At 68.7% G+C, this 23542-nt stretch carries 22 protein-coding genes and 1 tRNA gene; 7 read left to right on the top strand and 16 right to left on the bottom strand.

Annotated elements, in window-relative coordinates:
* Nucleotides 1–144 precede the first annotated feature (144 nt).
* The 4 genes from ELY12_RS13800 to ELY12_RS14540 form a co-directional block, all read right to left on the bottom strand.
* Nucleotides 145–231, bottom strand: a tRNA-Leu gene (locus ELY12_RS13800).
* 85 nt (nucleotides 232–316) lie between these two features.
* Nucleotides 317–709: an acyl-CoA thioesterase gene (locus ELY12_RS13805; protein ID WP_126177294.1), complete on the bottom strand. Its 393-nt coding sequence runs from the start codon at nucleotides 707–709 to the stop codon at nucleotides 317–319.
* Entirely contained in the window at nucleotides 706–1335 is a 630-nt protein-coding gene (locus tag ELY12_RS13810; RefSeq protein WP_241229887.1) for an HAD family hydrolase, read from the bottom strand. The genes ELY12_RS13805 and ELY12_RS13810 overlap by 4 nt, the downstream gene beginning before the upstream one ends.
* Nucleotides 1317–3374 (bottom strand): S9 family peptidase, encoded by a 2058-nt coding sequence (locus tag ELY12_RS14540; protein ID WP_126177296.1) that lies wholly within the window; start codon nucleotides 3372–3374, stop codon nucleotides 1317–1319. The genes ELY12_RS13810 and ELY12_RS14540 overlap by 19 nt, the downstream gene beginning before the upstream one ends.
* 38 nt (nucleotides 3375–3412) lie before the next feature.
* On the opposite strand from ELY12_RS14540, the gene ELY12_RS13820 reads away from it, so the two are divergent.
* The 5 genes from ELY12_RS13820 (at nucleotide 3413) to ELY12_RS13840 (ending at nucleotide 8573) form a co-directional block, all read left to right on the top strand.
* Nucleotides 3413–5218: an aminopeptidase P family protein gene (locus tag ELY12_RS13820; RefSeq protein ID WP_126177297.1), complete on the top strand. Its 1806-nt coding sequence runs from the start codon at nucleotides 3413–3415 to the stop codon at nucleotides 5216–5218.
* A gap of 49 nt (nucleotides 5219–5267) precedes the next feature.
* Nucleotides 5268–5645 (top strand): VOC family protein, encoded by a 378-nt coding sequence (locus ELY12_RS13825; protein WP_126177298.1) that lies wholly within the window; start codon nucleotides 5268–5270, stop codon nucleotides 5643–5645.
* Between the two features lie 194 nt (nucleotides 5646–5839).
* A complete protein-coding gene (locus tag ELY12_RS13830) occupies nucleotides 5840–6430 on the top strand; it encodes an EF-hand domain-containing protein (protein ID WP_126177299.1) in 591 nt (196 codons plus the stop codon).
* Between the two features lie 59 nt (nucleotides 6431–6489).
* A complete protein-coding gene (locus tag ELY12_RS13835; protein WP_126177300.1) occupies nucleotides 6490–7218 on the top strand; it encodes a response regulator in 729 nt (242 codons plus the stop codon).
* The gene (locus ELY12_RS13840; protein ID WP_126177301.1) at nucleotides 7215–8573 is read left to right on the top strand and encodes a sensor histidine kinase; all 1359 of its coding nucleotides are present in this window, start codon (nucleotides 7215–7217) and stop codon (nucleotides 8571–8573) included. The genes ELY12_RS13835 and ELY12_RS13840 overlap by 4 nt, the downstream gene beginning before the upstream one ends.
* A 104-nt stretch (nucleotides 8574–8677) precedes the next feature.
* Here ELY12_RS13840 and ELY12_RS13845 read toward each other — a convergent pair whose 3' ends face one another.
* The 5 genes from ELY12_RS13845 to ELY12_RS13865 all read right to left on the bottom strand — a co-directional run bounded on the left by ELY12_RS13845 (nucleotide 8678) and on the right by ELY12_RS13865 (nucleotide 15505).
* Nucleotides 8678–10207, bottom strand: coding sequence for a peptide chain release factor 3 (locus tag ELY12_RS13845; RefSeq protein WP_126177302.1), 1530 nt, complete (start codon nucleotides 10205–10207; stop codon nucleotides 8678–8680).
* 107 nt (nucleotides 10208–10314) lie between these two features.
* The gene (locus ELY12_RS13850) at nucleotides 10315–11064 is read right to left on the bottom strand and encodes an SDR family NAD(P)-dependent oxidoreductase (protein WP_126177303.1); all 750 of its coding nucleotides are present in this window, start codon (nucleotides 11062–11064) and stop codon (nucleotides 10315–10317) included.
* The gene (gene pheT / locus ELY12_RS13855; RefSeq protein ID WP_126177304.1) at nucleotides 11061–13439 is read right to left on the bottom strand and encodes a phenylalanine--tRNA ligase subunit beta; all 2379 of its coding nucleotides are present in this window, start codon (nucleotides 13437–13439) and stop codon (nucleotides 11061–11063) included. Before pheT ends, ELY12_RS13850 begins: the two co-directional genes overlap by 4 nt.
* Nucleotides 13436–14554 (bottom strand): phenylalanine--tRNA ligase subunit alpha, encoded by a 1119-nt coding sequence (gene pheS, locus ELY12_RS13860; protein WP_126177305.1) that lies wholly within the window; start codon nucleotides 14552–14554, stop codon nucleotides 13436–13438. Before pheS ends, pheT begins: the two co-directional genes overlap by 4 nt.
* A 30-nt stretch (nucleotides 14555–14584) precedes the next feature.
* Nucleotides 14585–15505: a helix-turn-helix domain-containing protein gene (locus ELY12_RS13865; protein ID WP_241229888.1), complete on the bottom strand. Its 921-nt coding sequence runs from the start codon at nucleotides 15503–15505 to the stop codon at nucleotides 14585–14587.
* Nucleotides 15506–15725: 220 nt separating this feature from the next.
* On the opposite strand from ELY12_RS13865, the gene ELY12_RS13870 reads away from it, so the two are divergent.
* Nucleotides 15726–16595, top strand: coding sequence for an SH3 domain-containing protein (locus ELY12_RS13870; RefSeq protein WP_126177306.1), 870 nt, complete (start codon nucleotides 15726–15728; stop codon nucleotides 16593–16595).
* On the opposite strand, the gene ELY12_RS13875 is transcribed toward ELY12_RS13870, so the two are convergent.
* The 7 genes from ELY12_RS13875 to ELY12_RS13905 form a co-directional block, all read right to left on the bottom strand.
* A complete protein-coding gene (locus tag ELY12_RS13875) occupies nucleotides 16588–17502 on the bottom strand; it encodes a helix-turn-helix domain-containing protein (protein WP_126177307.1) in 915 nt (304 codons plus the stop codon). The genes ELY12_RS13870 and ELY12_RS13875 overlap by 8 nt on opposite strands.
* Before the next feature lie 113 nt (nucleotides 17503–17615).
* Nucleotides 17616–18530, bottom strand: coding sequence for an AraC family transcriptional regulator (locus ELY12_RS13880; RefSeq protein ID WP_126177308.1), 915 nt, complete (start codon nucleotides 18528–18530; stop codon nucleotides 17616–17618).
* Nucleotides 18531–18689: 159 nt separating this feature from the next.
* Nucleotides 18690–19049, bottom strand: a complete 360-nt coding sequence (gene rplT, locus ELY12_RS13885; RefSeq protein ID WP_126177309.1) for a 50S ribosomal protein L20 — start codon at nucleotides 19047–19049, stop codon at nucleotides 18690–18692.
* Nucleotides 19050–19062: 13 nt separating this feature from the next.
* A complete protein-coding gene (rpmI, locus tag ELY12_RS13890; RefSeq protein ID WP_126177310.1) occupies nucleotides 19063–19266 on the bottom strand; it encodes a 50S ribosomal protein L35 in 204 nt (67 codons plus the stop codon).
* 122 nt (nucleotides 19267–19388) lie between these two features.
* Nucleotides 19389–21374 carry a sulfatase-like hydrolase/transferase gene (locus tag ELY12_RS13895; RefSeq protein WP_126177311.1) on the bottom strand — a complete coding sequence of 662 codons (1986 nt, stop codon included), beginning with the start codon at nucleotides 21372–21374 and terminating at the stop codon, nucleotides 19389–19391.
* Nucleotides 21375–21416: 42 nt separating this feature from the next.
* Nucleotides 21417–22199 (bottom strand): inositol monophosphatase family protein, encoded by a 783-nt coding sequence (locus tag ELY12_RS13900; protein WP_126177312.1) that lies wholly within the window; start codon nucleotides 22197–22199, stop codon nucleotides 21417–21419.
* Nucleotides 22200–23135, bottom strand: coding sequence for a ribose-phosphate pyrophosphokinase (locus tag ELY12_RS13905; protein WP_126177313.1), 936 nt, complete (start codon nucleotides 23133–23135; stop codon nucleotides 22200–22202).
* 103 nt (nucleotides 23136–23238) lie between these two features.
* Here ELY12_RS13905 and ELY12_RS13910 point away from each other — a divergent pair, with 103 nt between their 5' ends.
* Complete coding sequence (locus ELY12_RS13910; protein WP_126177314.1) at nucleotides 23239–23484, top strand: hypothetical protein; 246 nt, start codon at nucleotides 23239–23241, stop codon at nucleotides 23482–23484.
* The last annotated feature ends 58 nt before the right edge of the window (nucleotides 23485–23542 follow it).

Here is a 23542-nt window from a genome sequence, read left to right on the forward strand (position 1 = left end):
CCAGATGCGGCCTGACATTGCCGCTCTTGATTCAGTCTCTGACTGCGCTTGCGCTGACGGATGAGCAGAAAGGCCGCGGAACTGCGCCATTCCTGGCGACAGTACCGCGGCCTTCCAAATCCTTGCGGATCACTCAGGACTGCTTGGTGCGGTCGAGAAGACTCGAACTTCCACGGGCTTTCGCCCACAACGACCTCAACGTTGCGCGTCTACCAATTCCGCCACGACCGCACATCGGGATGAGAGAAGGGCCGGCGGACCGGCCCTCGGTAGGCGGGCGCCTCTAGCAACGGGTCCGGCGCTCCGCAAGCGCGATTCAGGGCATGAACGGCGCGGCGACCTCGGCAGGCACGCGGACCAGCCGGCCGCTCGCCTTGTCGAGCATCGCCCAGGTGCTCTTGACCGCGACGAGGCGCTTGCCGGCGGCGTCGCGGAACTCGACGCAGCGATCAAATTGTGCGCCCTTGGGCGGGTTGGGAATCCAGGTCTCGGCGGCCACCGTCTCGCCCAGCCCGACATTGCCGCGGTAGTCGATCTCGTGCCGGGTCACGACCCACACGAAGCGCTCGACGTGTTCGGGCGCGGCGCCTGCCGACCAGTGCGCGGTGGCGATGTCCTGCACCCACTGCAGCCACACCGCGTTGTTGACGTGGCCGAGCTCGTCGATGTGCTCGGGGAGCGCGGTGAAGGTCTTGGCGAACCTGTTCACAGAGGGACGCCCAACGAGACTAGATCCCGCTCGGCCTGCGCGGCGTCGGTGAACACGAACGCATGCATCCCGGCGGCTTGGGCGCCCGCGACGTTGCCGGGCATGTCGTCGAAGAACACCGTCTCCTCCGGCACCAGCCCGTTGGTGTCGAGCAGGTGCGCGTAGATGCGCGGGTCGGGCTTGAGCACGCCGACCTCGGCCGAGTTGGTGACGTGCTCGAAGTGCGCCCACCAGTCGTGCGTGCCTTCGAGATGCGCGACGATCTCGCGGACGTTGTCGGTCAGCGCGAAGATACGATAGCCGGCCGCCTTCAGCCGCTCCATCAGCGGCGGCGTGTCCTCGAGCAGGTGCAGGCTGTCGTAGAGCGAGGCGAACATCGCCTCGGCCTCGTCGGCGGTCAGCAGGCCCGCCGCGACGTAGGCCGCCTTGGCGCCCGCCTCGGTATGTTCGCCGCGGTTCAATGCGCGCCAGATGTCGGTCTCGCCGAACAGCGCGTGGCGACGCGCCTTGGCCTCCTCGCCCGACAGGCCGAATGCCGCCTCGACGATGCCGAGCGAGTCCCACCGCACCAGCACGTTGCCGATGTCGAAGACGATATTCCGGATGGTCACAGCCCGAACTGCCACAGGATGAAGGCGAACTCCTCCGCCGTCTCGCGCAAGCTCTCGAACCGCCCCGACTTGCCGCCGTGGCCCGCGCCCATGTTGGTCTTGAGCAGCAGCACATTGTCGTCGGTCTTCAGCTCGCGCAGGCGGGCGACCCACTTGGCGGGCTCCCAGTAGGTCACGCGCGGGTCGTTGAGCCCGGCGGTGACCAGCAGCGGCGGGTAGGCCTGGCGCTTCACCTGATCGTAGGGGGAATAGCTCTGTATGAGTTCGAACGCCGCGCGGTCCTCGATCGGGTTGCCCCATTCGGGCCATTCGCCGGGCGTCAGCGGCAGCGAGGCGTCGAGCATCGTCGCCAGCACGTCGACGAACGGCACGTGCGCCACCACCGCGCCCCACAGCGTGGGATCGGAGTTGATCACCGCCCCCATCAGCTCGCCGCCCGCCGAGCCGCCCGAGATCGAGATGCGCCCCTCCTCGGTATAGCCCTTGGCGATTAGCCCCTTCGCGACATCGACGAAATCGTTGAACGCATTGGTGCGGGCTTCGAGCTTGCCCGCCTTGTACCACGCGCGCCCCAGGTCATCGCCGCCGCGGATATGCGCGATGGCGTAGGCGAAGCCGCGGTCGACCAGCGAAAGCCGGGTGGTCGAGAACCCCGGCGGGATAGCGATGCCGTAAGCGCCGTAGCCGTAGAGGTGCAGCGGCCCGGGCGACTTGCGGTCCTTGCGGTACATGATCGACACCGGGATATCGGTCCCGTCGCGCGCGGCGATATGCAGCCGCTCGGTGGTGTAGAGCGAGGAGTCGTAGCCCGAGGGAACTTCCTGCACCTTGAGCAGCTCGAGCCGGCGCTCGGCCACGTGGTAGTCGAACACGCTCGACGGGCTGACCATCGATTCGTAGCCGACGCGCAGCTTGTCCATCGCCCACTCGGGATTGTCGCCGAGGCCGGCCGAGTAGCTGTCCTCGGGAAACGCGATCGGCTCGACCCGTGTGGGATCGTCGAAATAGCGCACCTCGATGGTATCGAGCCCCGCCTGCCGCCCCTCGACGACGTAGAAATCGCGGAACAGGTCGAACCCGGTGAGGTAGAACGCGTCCGATCCCTCGATCAGCGTGGTCCACTCGCCGGGCGCGCTGAGCGGCGCAGTGGCGAGGCGGAAGTTCTCGTGGGTGTCGTTGGCCAGGACGTAGAGCGTGCCGTCGCGCTCATCGACTTCGTACTCGACGCCTTTCTGGCGCGGCTTGACCAGGATCGGCTCGGCGAGCGGATCTGCGGCGGGAATCAGCCGCACCTCGCTGGTTTCGTGGTCGCTGGTGGAAAGCACCAGCCACTTTTCGTTTGCCGATAAGCCGGCTCCCACCCGGAAGCCTTCGTCGTCCTCGTGGTAGAATTCCACGTCGTCCGACAGCGGCCGGCCCAGCCAGTGCAGCCGCGCGTTGTCGGTTCGCCACTGCTCGTTGGCGAGGCTGTAGACGAGGCCGGTGTCCCCGGCGACCCAGATGAGCGACGATAGCGTGCCTGGGATTTCGTCGGCCAGCAACGCGCCTGAGGCGAGGTCCTTCACCCGCGCGGTGAAGCGTTCGGATCCGTTGTCGTCGATCGAGTAGGCGAGCTTCGTCCCGTCGTTCGACACCGCGATCGCGCCCAGCCGGAAGTAGTCCTTGCCTTCCGCCAGCGCGACCTCGTCGAGCAGCAGCTCGTCCGGGCCGCCGGCCACCGGCTTGCGCCACCATTTCTTGTACTCGGCGCCTTCCTCGAACTCGATCCAGTAGAGCCAGTCGCCGTCCTTCTGCGGGACCGACCTGTCGGCCTCCTTGATCCGCGCGCGCATTTCGGTGAACAGCGCGTCAATGCGGTCCTTCTGGCCCGCCATCGCGGCTTCGAACCAGGCGTTCTCGGCTGCGAGGTGGGCAAGGATCTCAGGGTCGTCGACCGTGGGATAGCTCTGGTCGCGCAGCCAGGCGTAATCGTCGCTCACGGTGATCCCGTGATGGGTTGCGCTCGACGGGCGCTTGGCGGCGACGGGAGGGGCGGCGGTGCTGGAACTCGTCATGCCGGGGCTCTATGTGGGGCGGGAAAGGACCGCAACCCATGCTCATGCAGACCCACGAAGCCCGCCTCTCCGCCTTGCGCGAGGAGCTCAAGAAGCGCGGGCTCGATGGCTTCGTCGTTCCCATCTCGGACGAGCACATGAGCGAATACATCGGCGGTTATGCCCAGCGTCTCGCATGGCTGACGGGCTTCGGTGGTTCGGCCGGGACGGCGGTGGTCCTCGCCGACAAGGCGGCGATCTTCACCGACGGCCGCTACACCGTGCAGGTGCGCGAGCAGGTGGACGGCAAGCTGTTCGACTATGAAAGCGTACCCGCGACCAGCCCCGCCAAATGGCTCGGCGAGAATGCTCCCGAAGGCGCGAAGATTGGCTACGATGCGTGGCTGCATTCAAAGGGCTGGGCCGAACAGGTGGCCAAGGCGCTCGAGAAGAAGCACGCCAGCCTCGTCCCGGTCGACGGTAACCCGATCGACGCGGTGTGGGCCGACCGGCCCGAGCCGTCGAACGCCCCCGCGCTGGTGCACAGCGATGCTCACACTGGCCGCAACAGCGCCGACAAGCGCGCCGAAGTCGCCGACTGGCTCAAGCGCGAAGGCTACGACGCGGCGGTCGTCAGCGCGCTCGATTCGGTTGCCTGGCTGCTCAATATTCGAGGGGCGGATGTTGAGCGCACGCCGGTCGCGCTGTCCTATGTGGTCGCGCACGCCGACGGCACCGCCGAGCTGTTCATCGGCGCGGACAAGGTCACGCCCGAACTGACCCAGCACCTCGGCAACGCAATCACCATCCGCCCGCGCGCGGCGTTTGAGGGCGCGCTCGCCGAACTGAAGGGCCAGACCGTCGCAGTCGACCCCAACTACGGCGTCGCCGCGATCTTTCACGCGCTCGAAGGCGCGGGCGCCAAGCCGGTCGCGGTGCGCGATCCCACGATCCTGCCGCGCGCGGTCAAGAACCCGATCGAGCAGCAGGGCCAGCGCGACGCCCAGGCGCGCGACGGGGCGGCGATCGCCCGCTATCTCCACTGGCTCAGCGTCGAAGGCCCCAAGGGCGGCCTCGACGAACTGAGCGCCGCGGCCAAGCTGCGCGAGTTCCGCGACGCCAGCGATATTCTGCGCGATCTCTCGTTCGACACCATCAGCGCCGCCGGCCCGCACGCCGCGCTGCCGCACTACCGGGTGGACGAAGACAGCAACATCCCGATCCAGCCCTCGAGCATCTACCTGTGCGATTCGGGCGGTCAGTACCTCGACGGCACCACCGACATCACCCGCACCGTGTGGATCGGCCCCGGCGAGCCCTCAGCCGAGCAGAAGGACCGCAACACCCGCGTCCTCAAGGGCCACATCGCGATCGCCTGCGCAGTCTTTCCACAAGGCACCGTCGGCGGCCAGCTCGATGCCTTCGCGCGGCAGTTCCTGTGGCAAGCCGGCGTCGATTACGCGCACGGCACCGGTCACGGGGTGGGCAGCTTCCTGTCGGTCCACGAAGGCCCGCAGCGCATCGCCAAGATTACCGGCGCGCAGGCGGGCAGCGACCAGGAGCTGCTCCCCGGGATGATCCTCTCGAACGAGCCCGGCTACTACAAGGAAGGCGCCTACGGCATCCGCATCGAGAACCTGGTGCTGGTCGAGAGCCGCGAGATCGAAGGTCAGGAAGGCGACTACCTCGGCTTCGAGACGCTGACTTTCGCCCCGCTCGACAAGGCGCTGGTCGAGGTCTCGCTGCTGACGCCCGAGGAGCGCGAATGGTGGAACGCCTACCACGCCGACGTGCACCGTATCCTCGCCCCGCAGCTCGACGGCGAGGCACTGGCGTGGCTCGAAGAGGCTTGCGGGCCGCTTTGATGTTCATGTAATGTTCCTGCCGGGTCGAGTCGCGGCAGGAGCACTTTGAATGATCGGATATGTAACCCTCGGGACCAACGACCTCGCCAAGGCCGCGCCGTTCTACGATGCGCTGGCGGCCGAGCTCGGCATCGGCCGAATGATGGAGTACGAGACCTTCATCGCCTGGGGCGAACCCGGCGGCGGCGCGGGGATCGGCCTGACCAAGCCGTTCGACGGCAACGCGGCCTGTGTCGGCAACGGCGTGATGGTTGCGCTGGCGGCGAAGGACCAGGCGCAGGTCCAGCGGCTCTACGACATCGCGCTTGCCAATGGCGGCACCGACGAAGGCGCCCCGGGCGATCGTGGCGGCGGTTTCTATGCCGCCTACTTCCGCGATCTCGACGGTAACAAGCTCAATGCCTTCGTGATGCCGGCCGGCGAGTAAGGCGGCGGCTTGCAGCGGGGTGAACGCCCGCCGCGCCGCGTTACATCTCGCGACAATTCTCCTGCGATCCGGTATAAGCGTGCGACATCGCGCGCTTATACCAGCGAACATGAGTTGCGAGGCGCCGGCGGGTTTCTCCTCCCCCTTGCCCCCGGCCTCCGCAGCTCTTCTCGTTTCCTTGGAGAGTTCGTGACATGCGTAAATTGACCCTTTCGATCGGCGCTGCCGTGCTCGCGACCGCGGGCGTGGCCGTTGCCGCTCCCCAAATCGCCGGCCATGTGCAGGCCGACATGACGCGCGCGCAGGCGCAGACCATGGCCGCCGAGCATTTCGCCAAGATGGACGCCAACGGCGACGGCAAGCTCGACACCGCCGACCGCGCCGCGCGCCAGGCCAAGATGTTCGACCGCATCGACGCCGATCACAACGGCTCGATCAGCCGCGACGAATTCGCCGCCAAGCGCGGTGAACGCCGGGAAGGAGTCCAGGCCGGCCGTCACGGGATGGGCGGCGCGGACATGCCGCGAGCCCGCATGGGCGGCCATCACGGTATGCGTGGCGGCCAGGGCATGCGCGGCGGCATGGGTATGGCCAAGCTCGCCGACACCAACAACGACGGCGCGGTGAGCCAGGCGGAATTCACCGCCGGCGCGCTCAAGATGTTCGACGCGGCCGATGCCGACAAGAACGGCACCGTGACCCAGGCTGAGCGCAAGGCCGCCCGCGACGCCATGAAGGCGAAGTGGCAGGCGCGTCGCGCCGCGGCTCCTGCCCAGAGCAACTAAGCTCACCCCAGACGGGGCGCGCTTGCGGGCGCGCTCCGGACCGGGCACGAGACGAAGCCGTGACCGAGACTGAAGCCACTCGCATCCTGTTGGTCGATGACGAAGCCACGCTTCGCGAACCCCTGGCCGCGTATCTCACGCGCCAGGGGTTCGTCGTGCGCGAGGCGGCGAGCGCGGCCGCTGCGCGGACCGCCTTGCTCGAGGCGACGCCCGACCTCGTCCTGCTCGACGTAATGATGCCGGGCGAGGACGGCCTATCGCTGTGCCGCCACCTAGTCGAAAGCAAGAGCGTCCCGACCATCCTCCTCACCGCCAAGGGCGAGCCGACCGACCGCATCGTCGGGCTGGAGATCGGCGCCGACGACTACGTGGTGAAGCCGTTCGAGCCGCGCGAACTGGTCGCGCGCATCCGCTCGGTCCTGCGCCGCGCCGCGCGTCCCGCGCCCGCGCCCGAGGACGACGCGCTGTACGAATTCGAAGGCTGGCGGCTCGATCCGCTGAAGCGCCGCCTGACCGATCCCGAAGGCACCACGGTGCCGATCTCGACCGCCGAGTTCCGCCTCCTCACCGCCTTCCTCGACCGGCCGCGCCAGGTGGTCGACCGCGACCGCCTGCTCGACCTCGTCCAGGGCCGCGAGGCGCACCTGTTCGACCGCGCGGTCGACAACCAGATCAGCCGCCTCAGGCGCAAAATCGAAGCCGACAGCCGCAACCCGCACTTCATCCAGACCGTGCGCGGCGGCGGCTATCGCTTCGCCGCCGACGTTCGGCGCGTCGCCGCCCCATGAGGTTCTGGCCCAGGAGCCTGCTCGGGCAGGTCCTGCTGAGCGTGGCCGCCGCATTGCTGGTCGCCCAGGCGATTTCCGCCCATCTCCTGTTCCGCGCCAGCGAGGACAGGCGTGAGCAGCGCATGGTCGGCAGCCTCGCGGTCCAGCTCATCGCCGCCGCTAACGGCTCTCAAGACCAGAGGCCGGGTCCACGCAGCGGCCGCCGCATGCGGGTCGAGGTGAGTCCGGTCCTGCGCGCGCTCCCCGGCGACCGCACGGAGCCGCGGTTGACTGTCGCGCTGGCCAAGGTGCTCCGCGAGGAAGGATTAGCCGAGGCGCAGGAAGTCCGCGTGATCAGCCGCCCCGCACTCGGCGATCCACGTATCCTCCAGCGCCTCGCCAACGGGCGCCCGGTGGGCCAGGGCGCAGCGTTGACCGGCGCGCGGGTGATGCTCGCCAGCGTTCCGCGGCCCGACGGCACCTGGCTCACCGCACGCGCGCTCTCACCCCCGCGCGAGCGGGCGGCGATGCGCGGGCTTCTGGTACAGACCGCGGTGCTGTTCGCGGTCCTGCTGCTCGCGATGTGGTTGATCCTGCGGCGCATCACCGGCCCTCTCGCGGCGCTGACCAAGCGGGTCGAGACCTTCGCCCGCACCCAGAGCACCGACGGCCAGCTCGCCCCCGAGGGGCCTGAGGACGTGCGCCGTCTGATCGAGGCCCAGGGGCGGATGGAGGCGCGCATCGCGGGAATGATCGACGAGAAGGACGTGATGCTTGGCGCGATCGGGCACGACCTCAAGACGCCGCTCGCCGCGCTGCGGGTGCGGATCGAATCGGTCGAGGACGATGCCGAGCGCGGCCGGATGGCGGCCGGGATCGAGGACATCACCCGCACCCTCGACGATATCCTTTCGCTCGCCCGCGTCGGCCGCGCGACCGAGCCGCCCGAACGCACCGAGCTCGCCGCCCTCGCCGCCTCGGTGGTCGAGGAATTCGAGGACATGGGCGATCCAGTCGAGCTCGCCGAAGGCCCGCGCGTGGTCGCGCGGGTCCATGTGACCTGGGCCAAGCGTGCGCTGCGCAACCTTGTCTCCAACGCGGTCCGCTACGGTGGGGATGCGGCGGTCGAGGTGCTGCGCGATGGCAGCGAGGCGGTGCTGCGGGTGACCGACAACGGCCCCGGCATCCCCGCCGAGCACCTGAGCGACATGACCGAGCCCTTCACCCGCGGCGAGGCGAGCCGCAACCGCGAGACCGGCGGCGCGGGCCTCGGCCTTACGCTCGCCCGCGCGATCGCCGAAGCGCACGGCGGGCGGCTCGTGCTGGCGAACCGGCCCGAGGGCGGGCTGAGCGCCGAGCTGCGTTTCCCCGCCTAACTCCACCGTCACCCCGGACTTGATCCGGGGTGGTGCTTTCTTCCAGCGCCGCGCCTGAAAGGCAGCACTGGCCCGGATCAAGTCCGGGCCGACGAGGGGTGGATTCAGCGCTCCTTCGTCGCCGAGAACGCCAGCTCGGGGTTCTTTTCCTGCTGGTATCCGACATCCCACGGCGATTTCGCCATGAACACCGGGTCCCCGTCGCGGTCCTTGGCGAGGTTGGCGCGGTTGAAGTCGGTGAAGGTCTTCATCGCCGCATCGCCGCCCTTGACCCACCGCGCCGTCGCGAAGGGCGAAGGCTCCAGCACCGCCTCGACCTTGTATTCCGCCTCCAGGCGCGAGACGAGCACGTCGAGCTGGAGCTGGCCGACCACCCCGACGATCCACTGCGCGCCGATCTCGGGGTAGAACACCTGGATCACGCCTTCTTCGGAGAGGTCGTCGAGCGCCTTGCGAAGCTGCTTGGTCTTGGTCGGATCGCGCAGCACCACGCGGCGCAGGATTTCGGGCGCGAAGTTGGGCAGGCCGGTGAAGCGAACGTCGTTCTTCTCCGAGAGGGTGTCGCCCACTCGTAGCGTGCCGTGGTTGGGAATGCCGATGATGTCGCCCGCTTCGGCAGTATCGGCGATCTCGCGATCCTGCGCGAAAAACAGGATCGGCGAGTGCACCGCGATCGGCTTGCCGAGGCCCGACGGCGTCAGCTTCATGCCGCGTTTGAAAGTGCCCGAGACCATCCGCATGAACGCGATCCGGTCGCGGTGCTGCGGGTCCATGTTCGCCTGCACCTTGAACACGAACCCGGTCACCTCGTCGCGGGTCGGCGCGATCTGCTCTTCGCCGGCGGGCTGCGGGCGCGGGGGCGGGGCCCATTCGGTAAGCGCGCGGATCAGCTCCTCGACCCCGAAGTTCTTGAGCGCACTGCCGAAGAACACCGGGGTCAGGTCGCCGTGGCGGTAGGCCTCGAGGTCGAACTGCGGATAGCCTTCGCGCACCAGTTCGATCTCTTCGGCGAGCTCGTCCGGCAGATCACCGACCGGCTCGCGCTTACCCAGATACTCCCGGCTATCCCCCTCGGGCTTCGCCACCGTGTCATCGGCGAAGTCGAGCACCCCGGTGAACAGCCCGCCCATCCCGAGCGGCGCCGACTGCGGCGAGACGTCGAGCGCCAGCGCATCGGCCACCTCGTCGAGGATCTCGAACAGCGAGCGCCCCTCGCGATCGACCTTGTTGACGAAGGTGATGATCGGCACGTTGCGCAGGCGGCACACCTCGAACAGCTTGCGCGTCTGTGGCTCGATGCCCTTGGCCGCGTCGATCACCATGATCGCCGAGTCGACCGCGGTCAGCGTGCGGTAGGTGTCCTCGCTGAAGTCCTCGTGCCCCGGCGTGTCGAGCAGGTTGAAGACGGTGCCGTCCTTCTGGAACGTCATCACGCTGCTGGTCACCGAGATGCCGCGCTGCTGCTCGATCTTCATCCAGTCCGATCGCGCCCGCCGCGCAGCCCCGCGCGCCTTGACCTCGCCCGCGAGGTGAATCGCGCCGCCCTGCAACAGCAGCTTTTCGGTCAGCGTGGTCTTGCCCGCGTCGGGGTGCGAAATGATCGCGAAGGTGCGGCGGTTGCTTACAGTGGTCATCTTTTCCTTCCGTCACCCCCGCGAAAGCGGGGGCCCATCTCCCGCGCTCGCCACTTGGTGAAACAGCAGGAGATGGGTCCCCGCTTTCGCGGGGATGACGACCTTTGTTAGTGGTGTTCGCGCGCCACCCGGAACCCGGCGAAGTCTTGGTTGACCGGCATCAGTTCCAGCCGGTTGATGTTGAGGTGCGGCGGCAGCTCGGCGATCCAGCGGATGGTCATCGCGATGTCCTCGGCGGTCATCGGATTGACCCCGGCGTAGAGCTGGTCCGACGCCTCCTGGCTGCCGGTGCGCACGACGGTGAACTCGGTCTCGACCATGCCCGGCTCGATGCTGGTCACCCGCACCCCGGTGCCGTGGAGGTCGGCACGCAGCGCCAGCGTGAAGTGGTTCGCGAACGCCTTGCTCCCGGCATAGACGTTGCCGCCGGGGTAGATGTAATTCCCCGCGACCGAGCCGATGGCGATGATCGCGCCCTTGCGCTCGATGAGGCCGGGCAGCAGCTTGCGCGTCACCGTCACCATCGCAGTGACGTTGGTGTCGATCATCGTCTGCCAGTTGGCGAGATCGGCATCCTGCGCGTTCGAAAGTCCCTGCGCGAGCCCGGCGTTGTTCACCAGCAGGTCGATCTCGCGAAAGCCTCCGGGCAGCGCCGCGAGCGCGGCATCGAGCGCCTCAGTGTCGCGCACATCGAACACCGCCGGATGGACCCTATCTGCGCCCAGCTCCGCCACCAGCGCATCGAGCCGCTCCTTGCGCCGGCCGGTGGCGACACAGCGCCATCCGCTCGCGACCAGCGCACGCACGGTGGCCTGGCCGATGCCCGCGGTAGCGCCCGTGACGAAAGCGGTCTTCATCCCCTGAGCTCGGCTCCCAGCTTGGCGGCGGCGGCGACGATCTTGTCGGCGATGCCCTTGAGGTCGGCCTCGGTGTAAGTCTTGTCGGCGGGTTGCAGCACCACCTCGATCGCGAGCGACTTCTTGCCCTCGGGAATGCCCTGCCCGCGGAAATCGTCGAACACCCGCGCCGCCATCACGTTGACCTTGTCCGCGCCCTTGACGGTGCGCACCAGGTCGTTGGCCGGGAGCGCGGCATCGACGAGGAACGCGAAGTCGCGCGTTACCGCTTGCAGCGCCGGGGGGCTGTAGGCGGGTCGGACGAACGTGGCGTTCTTCTTCGGCGGGATCGCGTCGAAATAGACCGAACACGCCGCGACCGGCACGGTCACGTCGAATGCCCGCAGGAGCGTCGGGTGGACAATCCCGAAGCGTCCCAGGATCGTCTTGGGCCCAAGGCGCAGCGTGGCCGAGCGGCCCGGATGCCAGAGTGGCCCCGCGTCGCCCATCACCTGCAGGTTGGCAACCGGCGCTCCCGCGGCGGCGAGCAGCTCCAGGCACAGCGCCTTGGCATCGAATGCATCGAACGGCTGCGGCTTGCCCGTCCGCCAGTTGCGCTCCGTGAGATGGCCGGCGAGCACCGCGACCAGGGTCGGTAGCTCGCCGTCGCTGGTGTAGCGGCGACCGATCTCGAACAGGCGCAGGCTGTCGGCGCCGCGATCGAGGTTGCGGCGGACTGCCTTGAGCAACCCGGGGAACAGCGACGGGCGCATGACCTTGAGCTCTTCGCTGATCGGGTTCTCGAGCGTCCAGGCGCCCCCGCCGACCGCTGCCGCGTCGGCCTCGGAAATGAACGACCAGGTGATCGCCTCGTTCAGCCCCGCGGCGGCAGCGACGCGGCGCACCTTGCGCTCACGCGCCTGTTCGGGAGTGGCGGTCGGGCGGGCGACCCCGTCGGCGCGCGGCAGCGGGGTCGAGGGCACCGCGTCGAGGCCGTGGATGCGTACCACTTCCTCGACCAGGTCGGCGGGCCCGTCGATGTCGGGGCGCCAGGTCGGCACCATCACCACCAGCCCGCGGTCATCTTCGTCGAACGAGTGGAAGCCCAGCCGTTCAAGGATATCCTTCTGCGCGTCGGGCGGCAGGCTGACGCCGCCGAGATCGCGCGTCATCATCGTGTCGAAGCGGATCTTCTTGACCCCGGCGGGCGGCTGGCCAGCCTTGACCACCGAGCTCGGGGTGCCGCCGCAAGTGCGCACGATCAGGTCGGTGATGAGGTCGATGCCGGCATCGAGGAAGGCCGGATCGACCCCGCGCTCGAACCGCGTGCGCGCGTCGCTGGCGATGCCGAGCTTGCGGCCGGTTGCGCCGATGCGCTCCGGATCGAAGTAGGCGATCTCGACCAGCACGTCGGTGGTCGCGGGCGTGACCGAGGAGTGCTCGCCGCCCATGATGCCGCCGATGTCGTGCACCTCGCGGTCGTCGGCGATCACCGTCATCGAGCTGTCGAGCGTGTAGGTCTTGCCGTTGAGCGCCTCGACCATCTCGCCGTCCCGCGCACGCCGCGCGACCAGCGCGCCGCTGAGCTTGGCGAGATCATAGACGTGCGCCGGGCGGCCGAAGCCGAGGCTGAGGTAGTTGGTGATGTCGACCAGCGCGCTGATCGGGCGCTGGCCGGCGCTGATGAGGCGCGCCTGCATCCACGGGGGCGAGGCGCCGTTGGTGACGCCGCGGATCACCCGGCCGTAGAACGCGGGGCAGCCTGCGGGATCGTCGGTGCGGATCTCGGTCGGGCAGGGGAACTCGCCGGCCACGGCCTCGGCGCGCCACGGCTTGAACGTGCCCATCCCGGCGGCGGCGAGATCGCGGGCGATGCCCTCGACCCCCATGCAGTCGGGCCGGTTGGGGGTGATCGCGACGTCGAACACCGGGCTGGCGTTCTGGTAGCTGGCGAAGTCGGTGCCGACCGGGGCGTCGGCGGGCAGCTCGATGATCCCGTCGTGCTCGTCGCCCAGCTGCAGCTCGCGGACCGAGCACATCATGCCGTTGCTCTCGACCCCGCGGATGGCAGACTTGCGCAGCTCCATCCCGTTGGCCGGCACCACCGCGCCGGGCAGGCCGAGCACGCCTTTCATTCCCGCGCGCGCGTTGGGCGCGCCGCACACTACCTGCAGCGGCTCGCCCTCGCCGGTGCTGACGGTGAGCACCTGCAGCTTGTCGGCCTGCGGATGCGGCGCGGCGGTCAGCACTTCGGCGACGCGGAAGCCCGCGAGCTTGTCCGCCGGGTCCTCGAGCCCTTCGACCTCGAGCCCGATCGCGTTGAGCTTGGCGGAAATCTCCGCCGCGCTCGCCTCGGTGTCGAGGAACGCCTTCAGCCATTCGAGCGAGAACTTCACAGCTTAGCTCCCACGCCGCCCGACAGCGTCGGCACGTCGAACGCCGAAAAGCCGTAGTGCGCCAGCCAGCGCCCGTCGCCGTCGAAGAACGCGCGCAAATCGTCCATCCCGTACTTGAGCATCGCCAGCCGATCGACGCCGACCCCGAACGCGAAGCCCTGCCACTTGTCGGGATCGAGCCCGGCGAATTCGATCACTCGCCGGTTGACCATGCCCGAGCCGAGCAGCTCCATCCACCCGTGTCCCACATCGTCGCCGTTGCCGCCGAGCACCCGCCTGCCGCCGACATCCTGCCAGCCCACGTCGACCTCGACGCTCGGCTCGGTGAACGGGAAGTAGCTCGGCCGCAACCGAAGCACGATGTCGTCGCGCTCGAAGAACGCCTTGAGGAAGGTCTCCAGCGTCCACTTGAGATGGCCCAAATGAATGCCCTCGTCGATCACCAGCCCTTCGACCTGATGAAACATCGGCGTGTGGGTGGCGTCGGAGTCCGAGCGATAGACCCGGCCCGGCGCGATGATGCGCAGCGGGGCGCCATGCTCGACCATCGAGCGGATCTGCACCGGCGAAGTGTGCGTCCTGAGCAACATCCGGCGAGGTTGAACCTCTTGTGCGCCCTCTTCCTGCGGGAAATAGAACGTGTCGTGCATCGCCCGCGCCGGGTGGCTTTCGGGCATGTTGAGCGCGGTGAAGTTGTGCCAGTCGTCCTCGATCTCGGGCCCGGTGGCGACCGAGAAGCCCATATCGGCGAAGATCTCGGCCAGCTCGTCCATCACCTGGCTCACCGGGTGGATCGAACCCTTCGGCGCCGCCGGCGCGGGCAGCGTCAGGTCGAGCACCTCGCTCGCCAGCTGCTCCTCAAGCGCCGCGCTGTCGAGAGCCGCCTTGCGCCGATCGATCGCCTCGCTCACCGCGGCGCGCACGCCCTGGATGCGCGGGCCCTGCTCCTGCCGTTCCTCGGGCGACATGCCGCCCAATGTCTTCAGCGCGGCGCTGACCCAGCCCTGCTTGCCGAGCGCGGCGATGCGCTGCGCCTCCAGCGCCTCGGCATCTGCCGCTGCGTCGATCGCGGCCAGCGCCTCGGCCAATCTATCGTCGTATACGGTCGTATTCATTGCGAGCACGCCCCTAGGGGCGAGGCGGCGTCATCGCAATGGGTCCGGGGCCGCTGCGTCGTCGGCGGGGTCATGCAGAACCTGCATCGCCTTGCCCGCCGTACGCGACCGGACATGAGCGGCTGCGAGCATGATCGGGTGCGGCTCGCGCGCATAGGCGCTCGGCGTGGTGCCCATGAAGCGGCGGAAATCGCGAATGAAGTGGGCCTGGTCGTAATACTGCCAGTCGAGCGTATCGAGCCAGGCGAGCGAGGGGTCGAGCATGAATTGCGCGAGGCTGCGCAGGAAGCGCTGGCGTTGCAGCAACAGTTTGGGCGTGAACCCGAACACCGCCGCGGCTATCCGTTCCAGCGAACGGGTGCTGATGCCCAGCCGTTCGGTCAATTGCCCGACGGCATTGACCGCGGGGTCGATCAGCGCCGTGTGCGCGGCCGCGATGCGCTCTTCGTCCGACGCCGCCCGCTGCGCCAGCAAGCCGAGCATGTGCGCATCGATGGCGGCCATCTCCGCCTGGAGGTCGCCCGCGACGGCGGCGAGGCGCGCGTGAAGGGGACGGAAGGGGGCGTAAGCGTCATCGCGCAGCGCATCGGCAATGGTATCGGCGCGGGCGGCCGCGGGCGTATCTACGAAGCGGGCCCAGCCGAGCGGGAGCAGCCCGATACCCCAGTAACGCCCCGGCGCAAGCGCAAACGGGGCACCCATGCTGGTCGGGCCAATGCCCGCGAAATCGGGCATGGGCTTGAGTTCGCCCGGCCCGATCGAGCCTGCCATCGACCCATCGAGCGCTATTCGGATGTTGCCCCCTTCGGGATGCAGCATGTCGACCACCGGGTCCGCCCCGGCGGCGATCTCGGTCAGGTAATACGTGGTGATGTATGGCCGCAGCGCATCCGATGGCAGCACATAACCGAGAGAGACCGCCGCGTTGCGGTGCCCAGAAATCCACTCCACCCCCGCGCCCTTTCGCTCCGGCCCTTGACTATGGGGTCGCTCGCGGCGGAGGGTCAAGTGGTCGAGAAGTCGCCGCCATACAGGTGACCTCCTTTTCGAAGCCGACCAGGCGTGGCGCGTTCATCCAAGATCGACCTGGAAGCGTTCGGTAAGTCTGAGGCGTTCGGACCTGGCGGCGATGCATCCGCCGGGCTGGCCGCATCGCAGGGGGGATACCAACATGATTGCACGCAAGCTTCTCGCCGGGGCGGCCGTCGCCGCGCTCGCGCTTCCGGCCGCACCGGCCGTCTCGGCCAATAAGGCCGCCGCACCGACGCTGGTCACCTGCGAGCAGAGCCTCGGCACCATCGCGCTGGTCGACGGCGACCTCGCCGGATGGACCCAGTACGGTCTCGGCTCCCCGCGCGAGCTGATCAACGCACTGGCGACCCAGTCGGGCTGCTTTACCGCGCACAGCGACATGCGCGCGCCGGCGCGCTTCCTGGTCACCGCGGTCGCGGGCAGCCAGGAGGAAGTCGACAAGAGCGTTTCGCTCGGCAAGACCGTCGCGACCGAGGCGCTGGTGCGCTCGGGCGCCGCCGCGCGGATGGCGGGCGGGGTGCCGTTCGCCGGCGCGGCGCTCGGCATGTTCAGCGCGTTCGGCGGCAAGAAGAAGACCGTGGCCGCCGGCTTGCGCGTGGTCAGTCCCGCCACCGGACAGGCGCTCGCTTCGGGCACCGGCACCGTCAAGAAGAGCAGCCTCACCTGGGGCGGCGGCTGGGCGACTACCGCGGCAGGCGCCTCGGGCTACCAGTCGAGCAAGGACGGACAGATGCTGGCCGAGGCGTTCATCCTCGCCTTCAACCAGCTGGTGGCGCAGAAGTCCGCGCTCGAAACGGCCCCGGCCATGACCCTGGCGGCCGCGACGCCGGGCGCAACGGTGGCGGTCGATACCAACATCTTCGCGTCGGCCAGCAAGACCTCCGCCGCGGTCCGCGCGGTGCGGGCGGGCACCGAGCTCAACCCGACCGGCAAGCGCGAAGGGCTGTTCGTCGAGGTGAAGGATAATTTCGGGACGACCGGCTGGGTTTCGGTCGAAGACCTCAAGTAAGCGGCGCGGCGGCCCCGGCGGATGGCGCCGCCGGGTGGCTGCCGGGCCGGTCGAGCGTCTGCGCGGGCGAGCCCCAGGTCTTGGCCCGCTGGGCCATGAAGGCCGACAGGATCGGGTGCGGCAGCGCGGCGTAGTCGCTCGGCCCCATGCCCATGAAGGCGTGGAAATCGCGGTTGAAGTGCGCCTGGTCGGTGTAGAGCTCGTCGATCGCGGGCGACCACCGGCCCATTCCGCCGAGCATCCAGGCCGCCAAGCTGCGCATGAAGCGTTGGCGGCGGAGTAGCAACTTGGGCGGAAAACCGAAGTGGCGGCGGCAGATTCGCTCCAGCGCGCGCACCGACAGGCCCGCGCGGTGCGCGAACTCCTCGACGCTCGCGAGCCCGAGTTCTACCATCGCCGCGTGGACCGCGCGGATGCGCTCGCAATCGCGCACGGGCGCATCGAGCGAGCGCAGCACTGCGACGACCCGCGCATATTCGGCTTCGTCGTCGGGCGCGCCTGAGAACACCCCGGTCAATCCGCCGAAGCGCGCGAAATCGGGATGCCGCTCGGCGTCGGCGAGCAGGTTGGCGTACTGCGATGCCGGCCGCCGCACCAGGCGCGCCCAGCCGAGCGGCAGCAGGCCGATGCCCCACATCCGCGTCGCGCCGAGCTCGAACCGGGTCGCCAGCGCGCTCGGGCCGGTGACGGTAAAGCGGGCGTCGTCGACCAGCTCGCCGCCGGCGACCTGGGCGGACGGCAGGTTGCCCGAGAAGATTCGCAAGTTGCCCCACTCGGGCTGCAACCAGTCCTCCGCGCGGCCGCCGTCATCAACGGTCAACTCCAAGCGATAGACACTCGTCAGGCAGTCGGCGAATTCGGGAGGGGGCGCAAAGAAGCGCACGTCGATCCGGCAATCGTGCGTCATCGCAAGGTCGTGCCCCCCGGCAATCGGGCGCGCATGTCACGTCCGGCATCAGGCCCAGGCGATGTCGCTACCCGAAGGGCTCTTTTCGGCCCATCACTTGTATAAACGCGACACTATCCCGTGCTTGGCTTGATTGCAACCCTCTCCCGATACCGCGCGACGGTCGGCAGATCGAGCGGTGCCGCAGCGCCCTGATCGGCCATCCGCTGGCGCATGATCGGATTCAGGATCGGGTGCGGCAACCGTGCGTACTCGGACGGGTTCAGACCCATGAACGCGCGAAATTCGCGCACGAACTGCGCCTGGTCGTGATACTGCCCGTCGAGCGCGCCGATCCAGCTCAATGAGGGATCGAGCATGTATTGCGCGAGGCTGCGCAGGAACCGCTGACGGCGCAGCAGCACCTTGGGGGTGAACCCGAAATAGCGCCGGCATAGCCGCTCGAGCGCCTTGACCGACATGCCGAGCTCTTCTTGCAGCGCGGCCACCTCGCCCATCTGCGGATCGCGCAGGGCTTCCTGGCAGGCGACGATCTCGCTCTCGCGCGAGACCGGGCGGCCCGCGTGACGCATCAGGTGTGCGTCGATCAGCGCCGCCTTGTCGTCGATCGTGCCGCCGCACGCCTCGATCTGCGGCAGGATCCCGGCGAACAGCGCAAAGCAAGGATCGGTGCTACCATCGACCGTGCGGTTGGCGAGCGCCGCCGCATCGCCCGCAGCGAACTTGGCCCAGCCGGCCGGCTGCAACCCAAGGCCCCAGACGCGCGAGGTGCGCACGCCGAAATGGATCGACTTGCTGGTCGGCCCGCCCGCCACGAACGGCCACTGGCGCACCATCTCGCCCGGGCCGACGCTGGCGATCGGCGGCGGCCCTTCGGTAAAGCGAAGCGCGGCCCATTCCGGGTGCAGGTAGTCGTCGACCAGCCCGTCGCCGCACTCGATCTCGGTCAGATAGAGCGCCGTGAAATAGGGCTCCAGCGGCTCGGATAGCCGAAAGAAGCGGACGGCAATGCGCGGCTCGACCGTCATCGGCGAGATCAGTGTCCTTTTGCGGGAGAGCGAGCGACCCGAAGGACTTCTTGTATGTTTTGGACAGTAGCGGCCGACCGGCGCGCGTCAAGCGCGCAAACGAAAAGGGCGCCGCGAGCCCAAGCCCGCGGCGCCCCTGTTCGTTCGCTCAGCTCAGGCTTACGCCGGCAGCGCGGCCTTGGCCTGCGCGATGATCGCGGTGAAGGCGCCGCCTTCGTTCATCGCCAGGTCGGCCATCACCTTGCGGTCGAGCTCGATGCCCGACAGCTTCACGCCGTGCATGAACTGCGAGTAGGTGAGCCCTTCGGCGCGGACCGCGGCGTTGATCCGCTGGATCCACAGCGCGCGGAAGCTGCGCTTCTTCACCTTGCGGTCGCGGTAGGCGTACTGCCCGGCCTTCTCGACCGCCTGGCGGGCGACGCGAATGGTGTTCTTGCGGCGGCCGCGATAGCCCTTGGCCTGGTCGAGGATCCGCTTGTGCTTGGCACGAGTGGTCGTGCCGCGTTTGATACGTGCCATCTGTCAGTACTCCTCAGGCCAGCCCGTACGGGGCCCACTTCTTGATCACCTTCGCATCGGCGTCGGAGATCACGTCAGTGCCGCGGTTCTGGCGGATGTACTTGGCATTGTGGCTGATCAGGCGGTGGCGCTTGCCGGCGACACCATGCTTGACCTTGCCGGTGGCAGTGAGCTTGAAGCGCTTCTTCACGCCGCTCTTGGTCTTCAGCTTGGGCATTTTCGTCTCCTTTCGGGGACACGCATCAGTCAGCCCTGGCAGCCCTAGTTAGCCAGGCCGACTGTGAATCACGTGTCGGTGAAGGGGGCGCCCCTAGGCGAGAGGCGCGCGAAAGGCAAGCCTTAGCGGGCCCGCTGCCGGTCGCGCCAGCGCTCGGAACCCCAGCGGGCGACCACCGCGTCTGCCCGGGCCTTGTCGGCTCCGCCAAGCGAGCCGTATGGGGCGCAGCGGTGGAGGTCGAGGAAGCACGCCTCGCCCGTGTCGAGCCGCAGACTGGTGAGCGCGCCGCCCGCACCCGCGAGCCCGATTGCGGTGGGCGTGTCGAGCGCGCCGATGTGCATGAAAGGCGGCACCATGATCTTCGGCGGCGCCTGGCCCCGGATCGCGGCCTCGAGGATCGCCCGGTAGTCCGACAGGCCGATCGGGCCCGCCGGGAGCATGCCGGGGCGGCTCGCCACCAGCAGGGTCTCAAACTGCTGCGGGTTGATCACGTGCCCGTGGCCGAGGAAGCCGCCCTCGAACAGCTCCTCGCCGTGGTCGCCGGAGACGATTAGGATGGTATCGTCCCACACACCCTTGGCCTTGAGGCGCGCGACCAGTTCGCCGAGCCAATGGTCGGCATTCGCGACCGCGTTCCAATACGTCTCGCGCACCTGCGCCGCGTTGGCCGCATCGATCTCACCGCGAGGGAGCGGATGATTGGTGACGCGGTGGGCGACGCCGGGATGGTCGTACGGAAAGTGCGCCGACTGGAAGTTGAAATAGGCGAAGTGCGGTCGCGTGCGCCAATCCTCCATGCCGAGCGTGCGATCGAACGCGGCGAGCAGGTGGCTCTCGTCGACCAGCAGGCTGCCTTGCGCGGCGAAGTCGAACGCGCGCTTGTCGCGCAAGGTTTCGGCGTCGACGTAGACATCTGCCGTCTCGCGCTCGCCGACGGTCCGCGAGATGCCGCCGAAGTCCTCCGGCTGGCCGGAGAATATGCCGATGCGGTAGCCGCTGGCCTTGAGGTCGCGCAGCAGCGAGGGGTCGCCGTCGCGCGGGGCGAGCTGGCCCGAAAACAGCGACTTGAGGCTCTCGGTGGTGAAGCCGACGTGACTGTAGGCGGGCCGGACAGCGCTGCCGGCCGCCGCCAGCGCCTCGAGGTTGGGCGCGACGGGCTTGCCATTAATCCGCTGGCCGAGGACATCGCCGCGGGTCGATTCGAACACCACCACGACCACGTTGGGCCGCTTGCCGGTGAACACTTGCGGGCCGAGCGGCGTGGCCAACGGCACCAGCTTGAGGTCGCCGCCATATCCGTCTTCGTCAATTCCGTTGCCCGGAATATCCAGCGCGAGCGGGTGCCGGGCCGCATCGAAGGGCGCGCTATCATGCTGCACTCCGAACAAGCCGTAGCCGTCCCGATCAAAGTCGGTCGCAAGATCGAGCGTCCGGCTAAGCGCGTCCCACGCCAGCGTGCGGTTGAGGCCATACGCCGCATCGCTGCCGGTGCGCGGAATGGCGAAGGCGAGGAGGAGGAACGCCCCGCCGACTGCGAGCCAAGCCCTCCATCCGGGCGCGGGCGGGCGCGGCAGGTCGCGGGGCAGGACCCGCACAAGGATGCGCCAGCCGATCGCCGCAGCGACTGCCAGCCCGACCACCGCCAGCAGCGCGACACCGAGCTCGCTCATTCCGAACAAGATCGCGTCGAGCAGGCTGCCTCCGCCGAGCTGCTTGAGCAGCGCGAAGCTCATCGCATCGCTGAAGTACGAAGCGAGCTGGTACTGCGCCGCCAGCACGCCGAGGAACAGCGCACCGTTGACGAGCGCGAAAACGAACACCGGTGCCCAACCGGGCCGGCCGCGCGTGAGCCGCAACGCCAGCGCCCACCCGGCGAGCCCGAGCAGCGCCTGCGCGCTCGCATAGCCGGCCAGGAAGATCGCCCGCTCCGCCGGGGTATCGACCGCGCGGCTCATGCCGAAGCCGCCGGTGAACAGCCCGAACTTGCGGTCGGCGAGCAGCAGCTCGATCAGCGACACCGCCAGCACCACCGCGCCCGGCGCGAGCGTCAGCAGGCGCGCCCATGAGAAGCGGGCCAAACCCGGCGGTTGAAGGGCGCTGGTCGCCATTCGCGCGTCCTAGCGCACGCGGCTTAGGATTAGCCTAACGCGTCAATGCCCGCAGGCGAGCGCCTCGACGACGTCCTCCAGCCGCGCCGGATCGCCGAGGGCGATAACGTGGCCCTCGCTCCCCGCGTGGAGCGGCTCGCCGTTCCAGTCGGCCATCGTCCCGCCCGCGCCCTCGACCACCGGCACCAGGGCGGCGAAGTCGTGCAGCTTGAGGCTGTCCTCGCACACCAGATCGATCTGCCCGCTCGCGACGAGGCCGTAGTTGTAGCAGTCCCCACCCCAGATCATCCGCCGGTGCGCGGTCTTCTGCGCCAGCGCCATGAAGTGCTCCGCCGCATGGTCGGAGAACGCGCCAGGGCTGGTGGTCGCGAGCAGAGCCTCGGACAGCTCACGGCAGGGGCGGGTGCGCACTTCGGCGCCGTTGAAGGTGGTCCTGCGCCCGGTCGCGCCGACCCAGCGTTCGCCGAGGATCGGCTGGTCGATCACGCCAAGGATGGGAAAGCCATCCGACAGCAGCGCGATCAGCGTGCCGAAGATCGGCCGCCCGGCGACGAAGCTGGTGGTGCCGTCGATTGGATCGAGCACCCACCGCCGCCGCGCGCCCTCGCGCTCGATGCCGAACTCCTCGCCCTGGATGCCGTCGCGCGAGGCCTCTGCCGTGAGAATCCGCCGCATCGCCTCCTCCGCGGCGCGGTCGGCGAGCGTGACCGGCGAGGCATCGCCCTTGGTCTCGAGCCCGATCGCGCCGCGCCAATACGGCCGGATCGCCTCACCCGCGGCGTCCGCCAGGCGGTTGGCGAGCGCGATGTCGTCAGTCAGCGACACTCAGTCGAACAGCGAACTGACGCTGCTCTCATCGGCGATCCGCCGCACCGCCTCGCCGATCAGCGGGGCGATGGTGAGGTAGCGGATGCGCTTGCTGTCCGCCGCCGCGTCGGTCGCGCGGATGGAATCGGTGATCACCAGTTCTTCCAGCGCGGATTCGTTGACCCGCGCCACCGCGCCGCCCGACAGCACACCGTGGGTGATGTATGCGGTCACAGAAGTTGCCCCGCCGTCGAGCAGCGCCTGCGCCGCGTTGCACAGCGTGCCGCCCGAATCGACGATGTCGTCGATCATGATGCAGTGGCGACCCTTTACCTCGCCGATGATGTTCATCACCTCGCTCTCGCCCGGCCGGTCGCGGCGCTTGTCGACGATCGCGAGCGGCGCGTTGTCGAGCCGCTTGGCGAGCGCCCGGGCGCGCACCACGCCGCCGACATCGGGGGAGACGACCATCAGGTCCCGCCCGCCGTACCGCGCCTGGATATCGGCCGCCATCACCGGGGCGGCGAACAGGTTGTCGGTCGGAATGTCGAAGAAGCCCTGGATCTGCCCCGCGTGGAGATCGACCGCCAGCACCCGGTCGGCGCCGGCCTGGGTAATCAGGTTAGCGACCAGCTTGGCCGAGATCGGGGTGCGCGGGCCGGGCTTCCGGTCCTGCCGGGCATAGCCGAAGTATGGCACCACCGCGGTGATCCGCTTGGCCGACGCGCGCCGCAGCGCGTCGATGCAGATGAGCAGTTCCATCAGGTTGTCGTTGGCGGGAAAGCCGGTCGACTGGACCACGAACACGTCCTCGCCGCGGACGTTCTCGTGGATCTCGACGAAGATCTCCTCGTCGGCGAAACGACGCACGCTGGCGTCGGTCAGCGGCAGCTCGAGATAGCCCGCGATGGCGCGCGCCAATGGCAGGTTGGCGTTGCCGGACATGATCTTCATTGGGCGCTCATCCTCGGCGGGGGGAATCGGTGCGCGCGGCTTAGCGAAGGGTCATGCGATTGCAACATTGCGCAAGCGCGCAAGCGGGGAATAGGATGCCGGCATGGGGTTCTGGCCGCTCGCCGCGCTGGTCTTCGGAGGCGCGCTCCTCGCGGGTCTCGCCACGCCGCGCCGGGCGTCGAGCAAGCACCCCGCGCCGCCCGAACCGCAAGGCGAGGAAGAGCTCTGGACCCCCGACGCCCTCGCCCGCCTCGGCACGCCCGACACGGTCGCCGAGCTAGTCGCACAGGGCCGCGCGGAGGAACTGCGGGGACTGGGGTATAGCGGAGAGTTGCCGCCTACCGGTTGAGTCCAGCAGCGCACCGGCAGCAAACGACATAGCGGACGTTCTCCGCCGGCCATCGCCT

This window comes from Tsuneonella rigui, from assembly GCF_003958625.1.
GTDB lineage: Bacteria > Pseudomonadota > Alphaproteobacteria > Sphingomonadales > Sphingomonadaceae > Tsuneonella > Tsuneonella rigui.

What these genes read in the sequence shown, in the direction of transcription:
- ELY12_RS14540 (WP_126177296.1), bottom strand. Translation starts at nt 3,374, where the DNA reads ATGACGAGTTCCAGCACCGCCGCCCCTCCCGTCGCCGCCAAGCGCCCG.
- ELY12_RS13825 (WP_126177298.1), top strand. Translation starts at nt 5,268, where the DNA reads ATGATCGGATATGTAACCCTCGGGACCAACGACCTCGCCAAGGCCGCG.
- pheS (WP_126177305.1), bottom strand. Translation starts at nt 14,554, where the DNA reads ATGAATACGACCGTATACGACGATAGATTGGCCGAGGCGCTGGCCGCG.
- ELY12_RS13880 (WP_126177308.1), bottom strand. Translation starts at nt 18,530, where the DNA reads ATGACGGTCGAGCCGCGCATTGCCGTCCGCTTCTTTCGGCTATCCGAG.
- ELY12_RS13840 (WP_126177301.1), top strand. Translation starts at nt 7,215, where the DNA reads ATGAGGTTCTGGCCCAGGAGCCTGCTCGGGCAGGTCCTGCTGAGCGTG.
- ELY12_RS13850 (WP_126177303.1), bottom strand. Translation starts at nt 11,064, where the DNA reads ATGAAGACCGCTTTCGTCACGGGCGCTACCGCGGGCATCGGCCAGGCC.
- ELY12_RS13895 (WP_126177311.1), bottom strand. Translation starts at nt 21,374, where the DNA reads ATGGCGACCAGCGCCCTTCAACCGCCGGGTTTGGCCCGCTTCTCATGG.
- ELY12_RS13830 (WP_126177299.1), top strand. Translation starts at nt 5,840, where the DNA reads ATGCGTAAATTGACCCTTTCGATCGGCGCTGCCGTGCTCGCGACCGCG.
- ELY12_RS13845 (WP_126177302.1), bottom strand. Translation starts at nt 10,207, where the DNA reads ATGACCACTGTAAGCAACCGCCGCACCTTCGCGATCATTTCGCACCCC.
- ELY12_RS13870 (WP_126177306.1), top strand. Translation starts at nt 15,726, where the DNA reads ATGATTGCACGCAAGCTTCTCGCCGGGGCGGCCGTCGCCGCGCTCGCG.
- ELY12_RS13910 (WP_126177314.1), top strand. Translation starts at nt 23,239, where the DNA reads ATGGGGTTCTGGCCGCTCGCCGCGCTGGTCTTCGGAGGCGCGCTCCTC.
- rplT (WP_126177309.1), bottom strand. Translation starts at nt 19,049, where the DNA reads ATGGCACGTATCAAACGCGGCACGACCACTCGTGCCAAGCACAAGCGG.
- ELY12_RS13875 (WP_126177307.1), bottom strand. Translation starts at nt 17,502, where the DNA reads ATGACGCACGATTGCCGGATCGACGTGCGCTTCTTTGCGCCCCCTCCC.
- rpmI (WP_126177310.1), bottom strand. Translation starts at nt 19,266, where the DNA reads ATGCCCAAGCTGAAGACCAAGAGCGGCGTGAAGAAGCGCTTCAAGCTC.
- ELY12_RS13905 (WP_126177313.1), bottom strand. Translation starts at nt 23,135, where the DNA reads ATGAAGATCATGTCCGGCAACGCCAACCTGCCATTGGCGCGCGCCATC.
- ELY12_RS13820 (WP_126177297.1), top strand. Translation starts at nt 3,413, where the DNA reads ATGCTCATGCAGACCCACGAAGCCCGCCTCTCCGCCTTGCGCGAGGAG.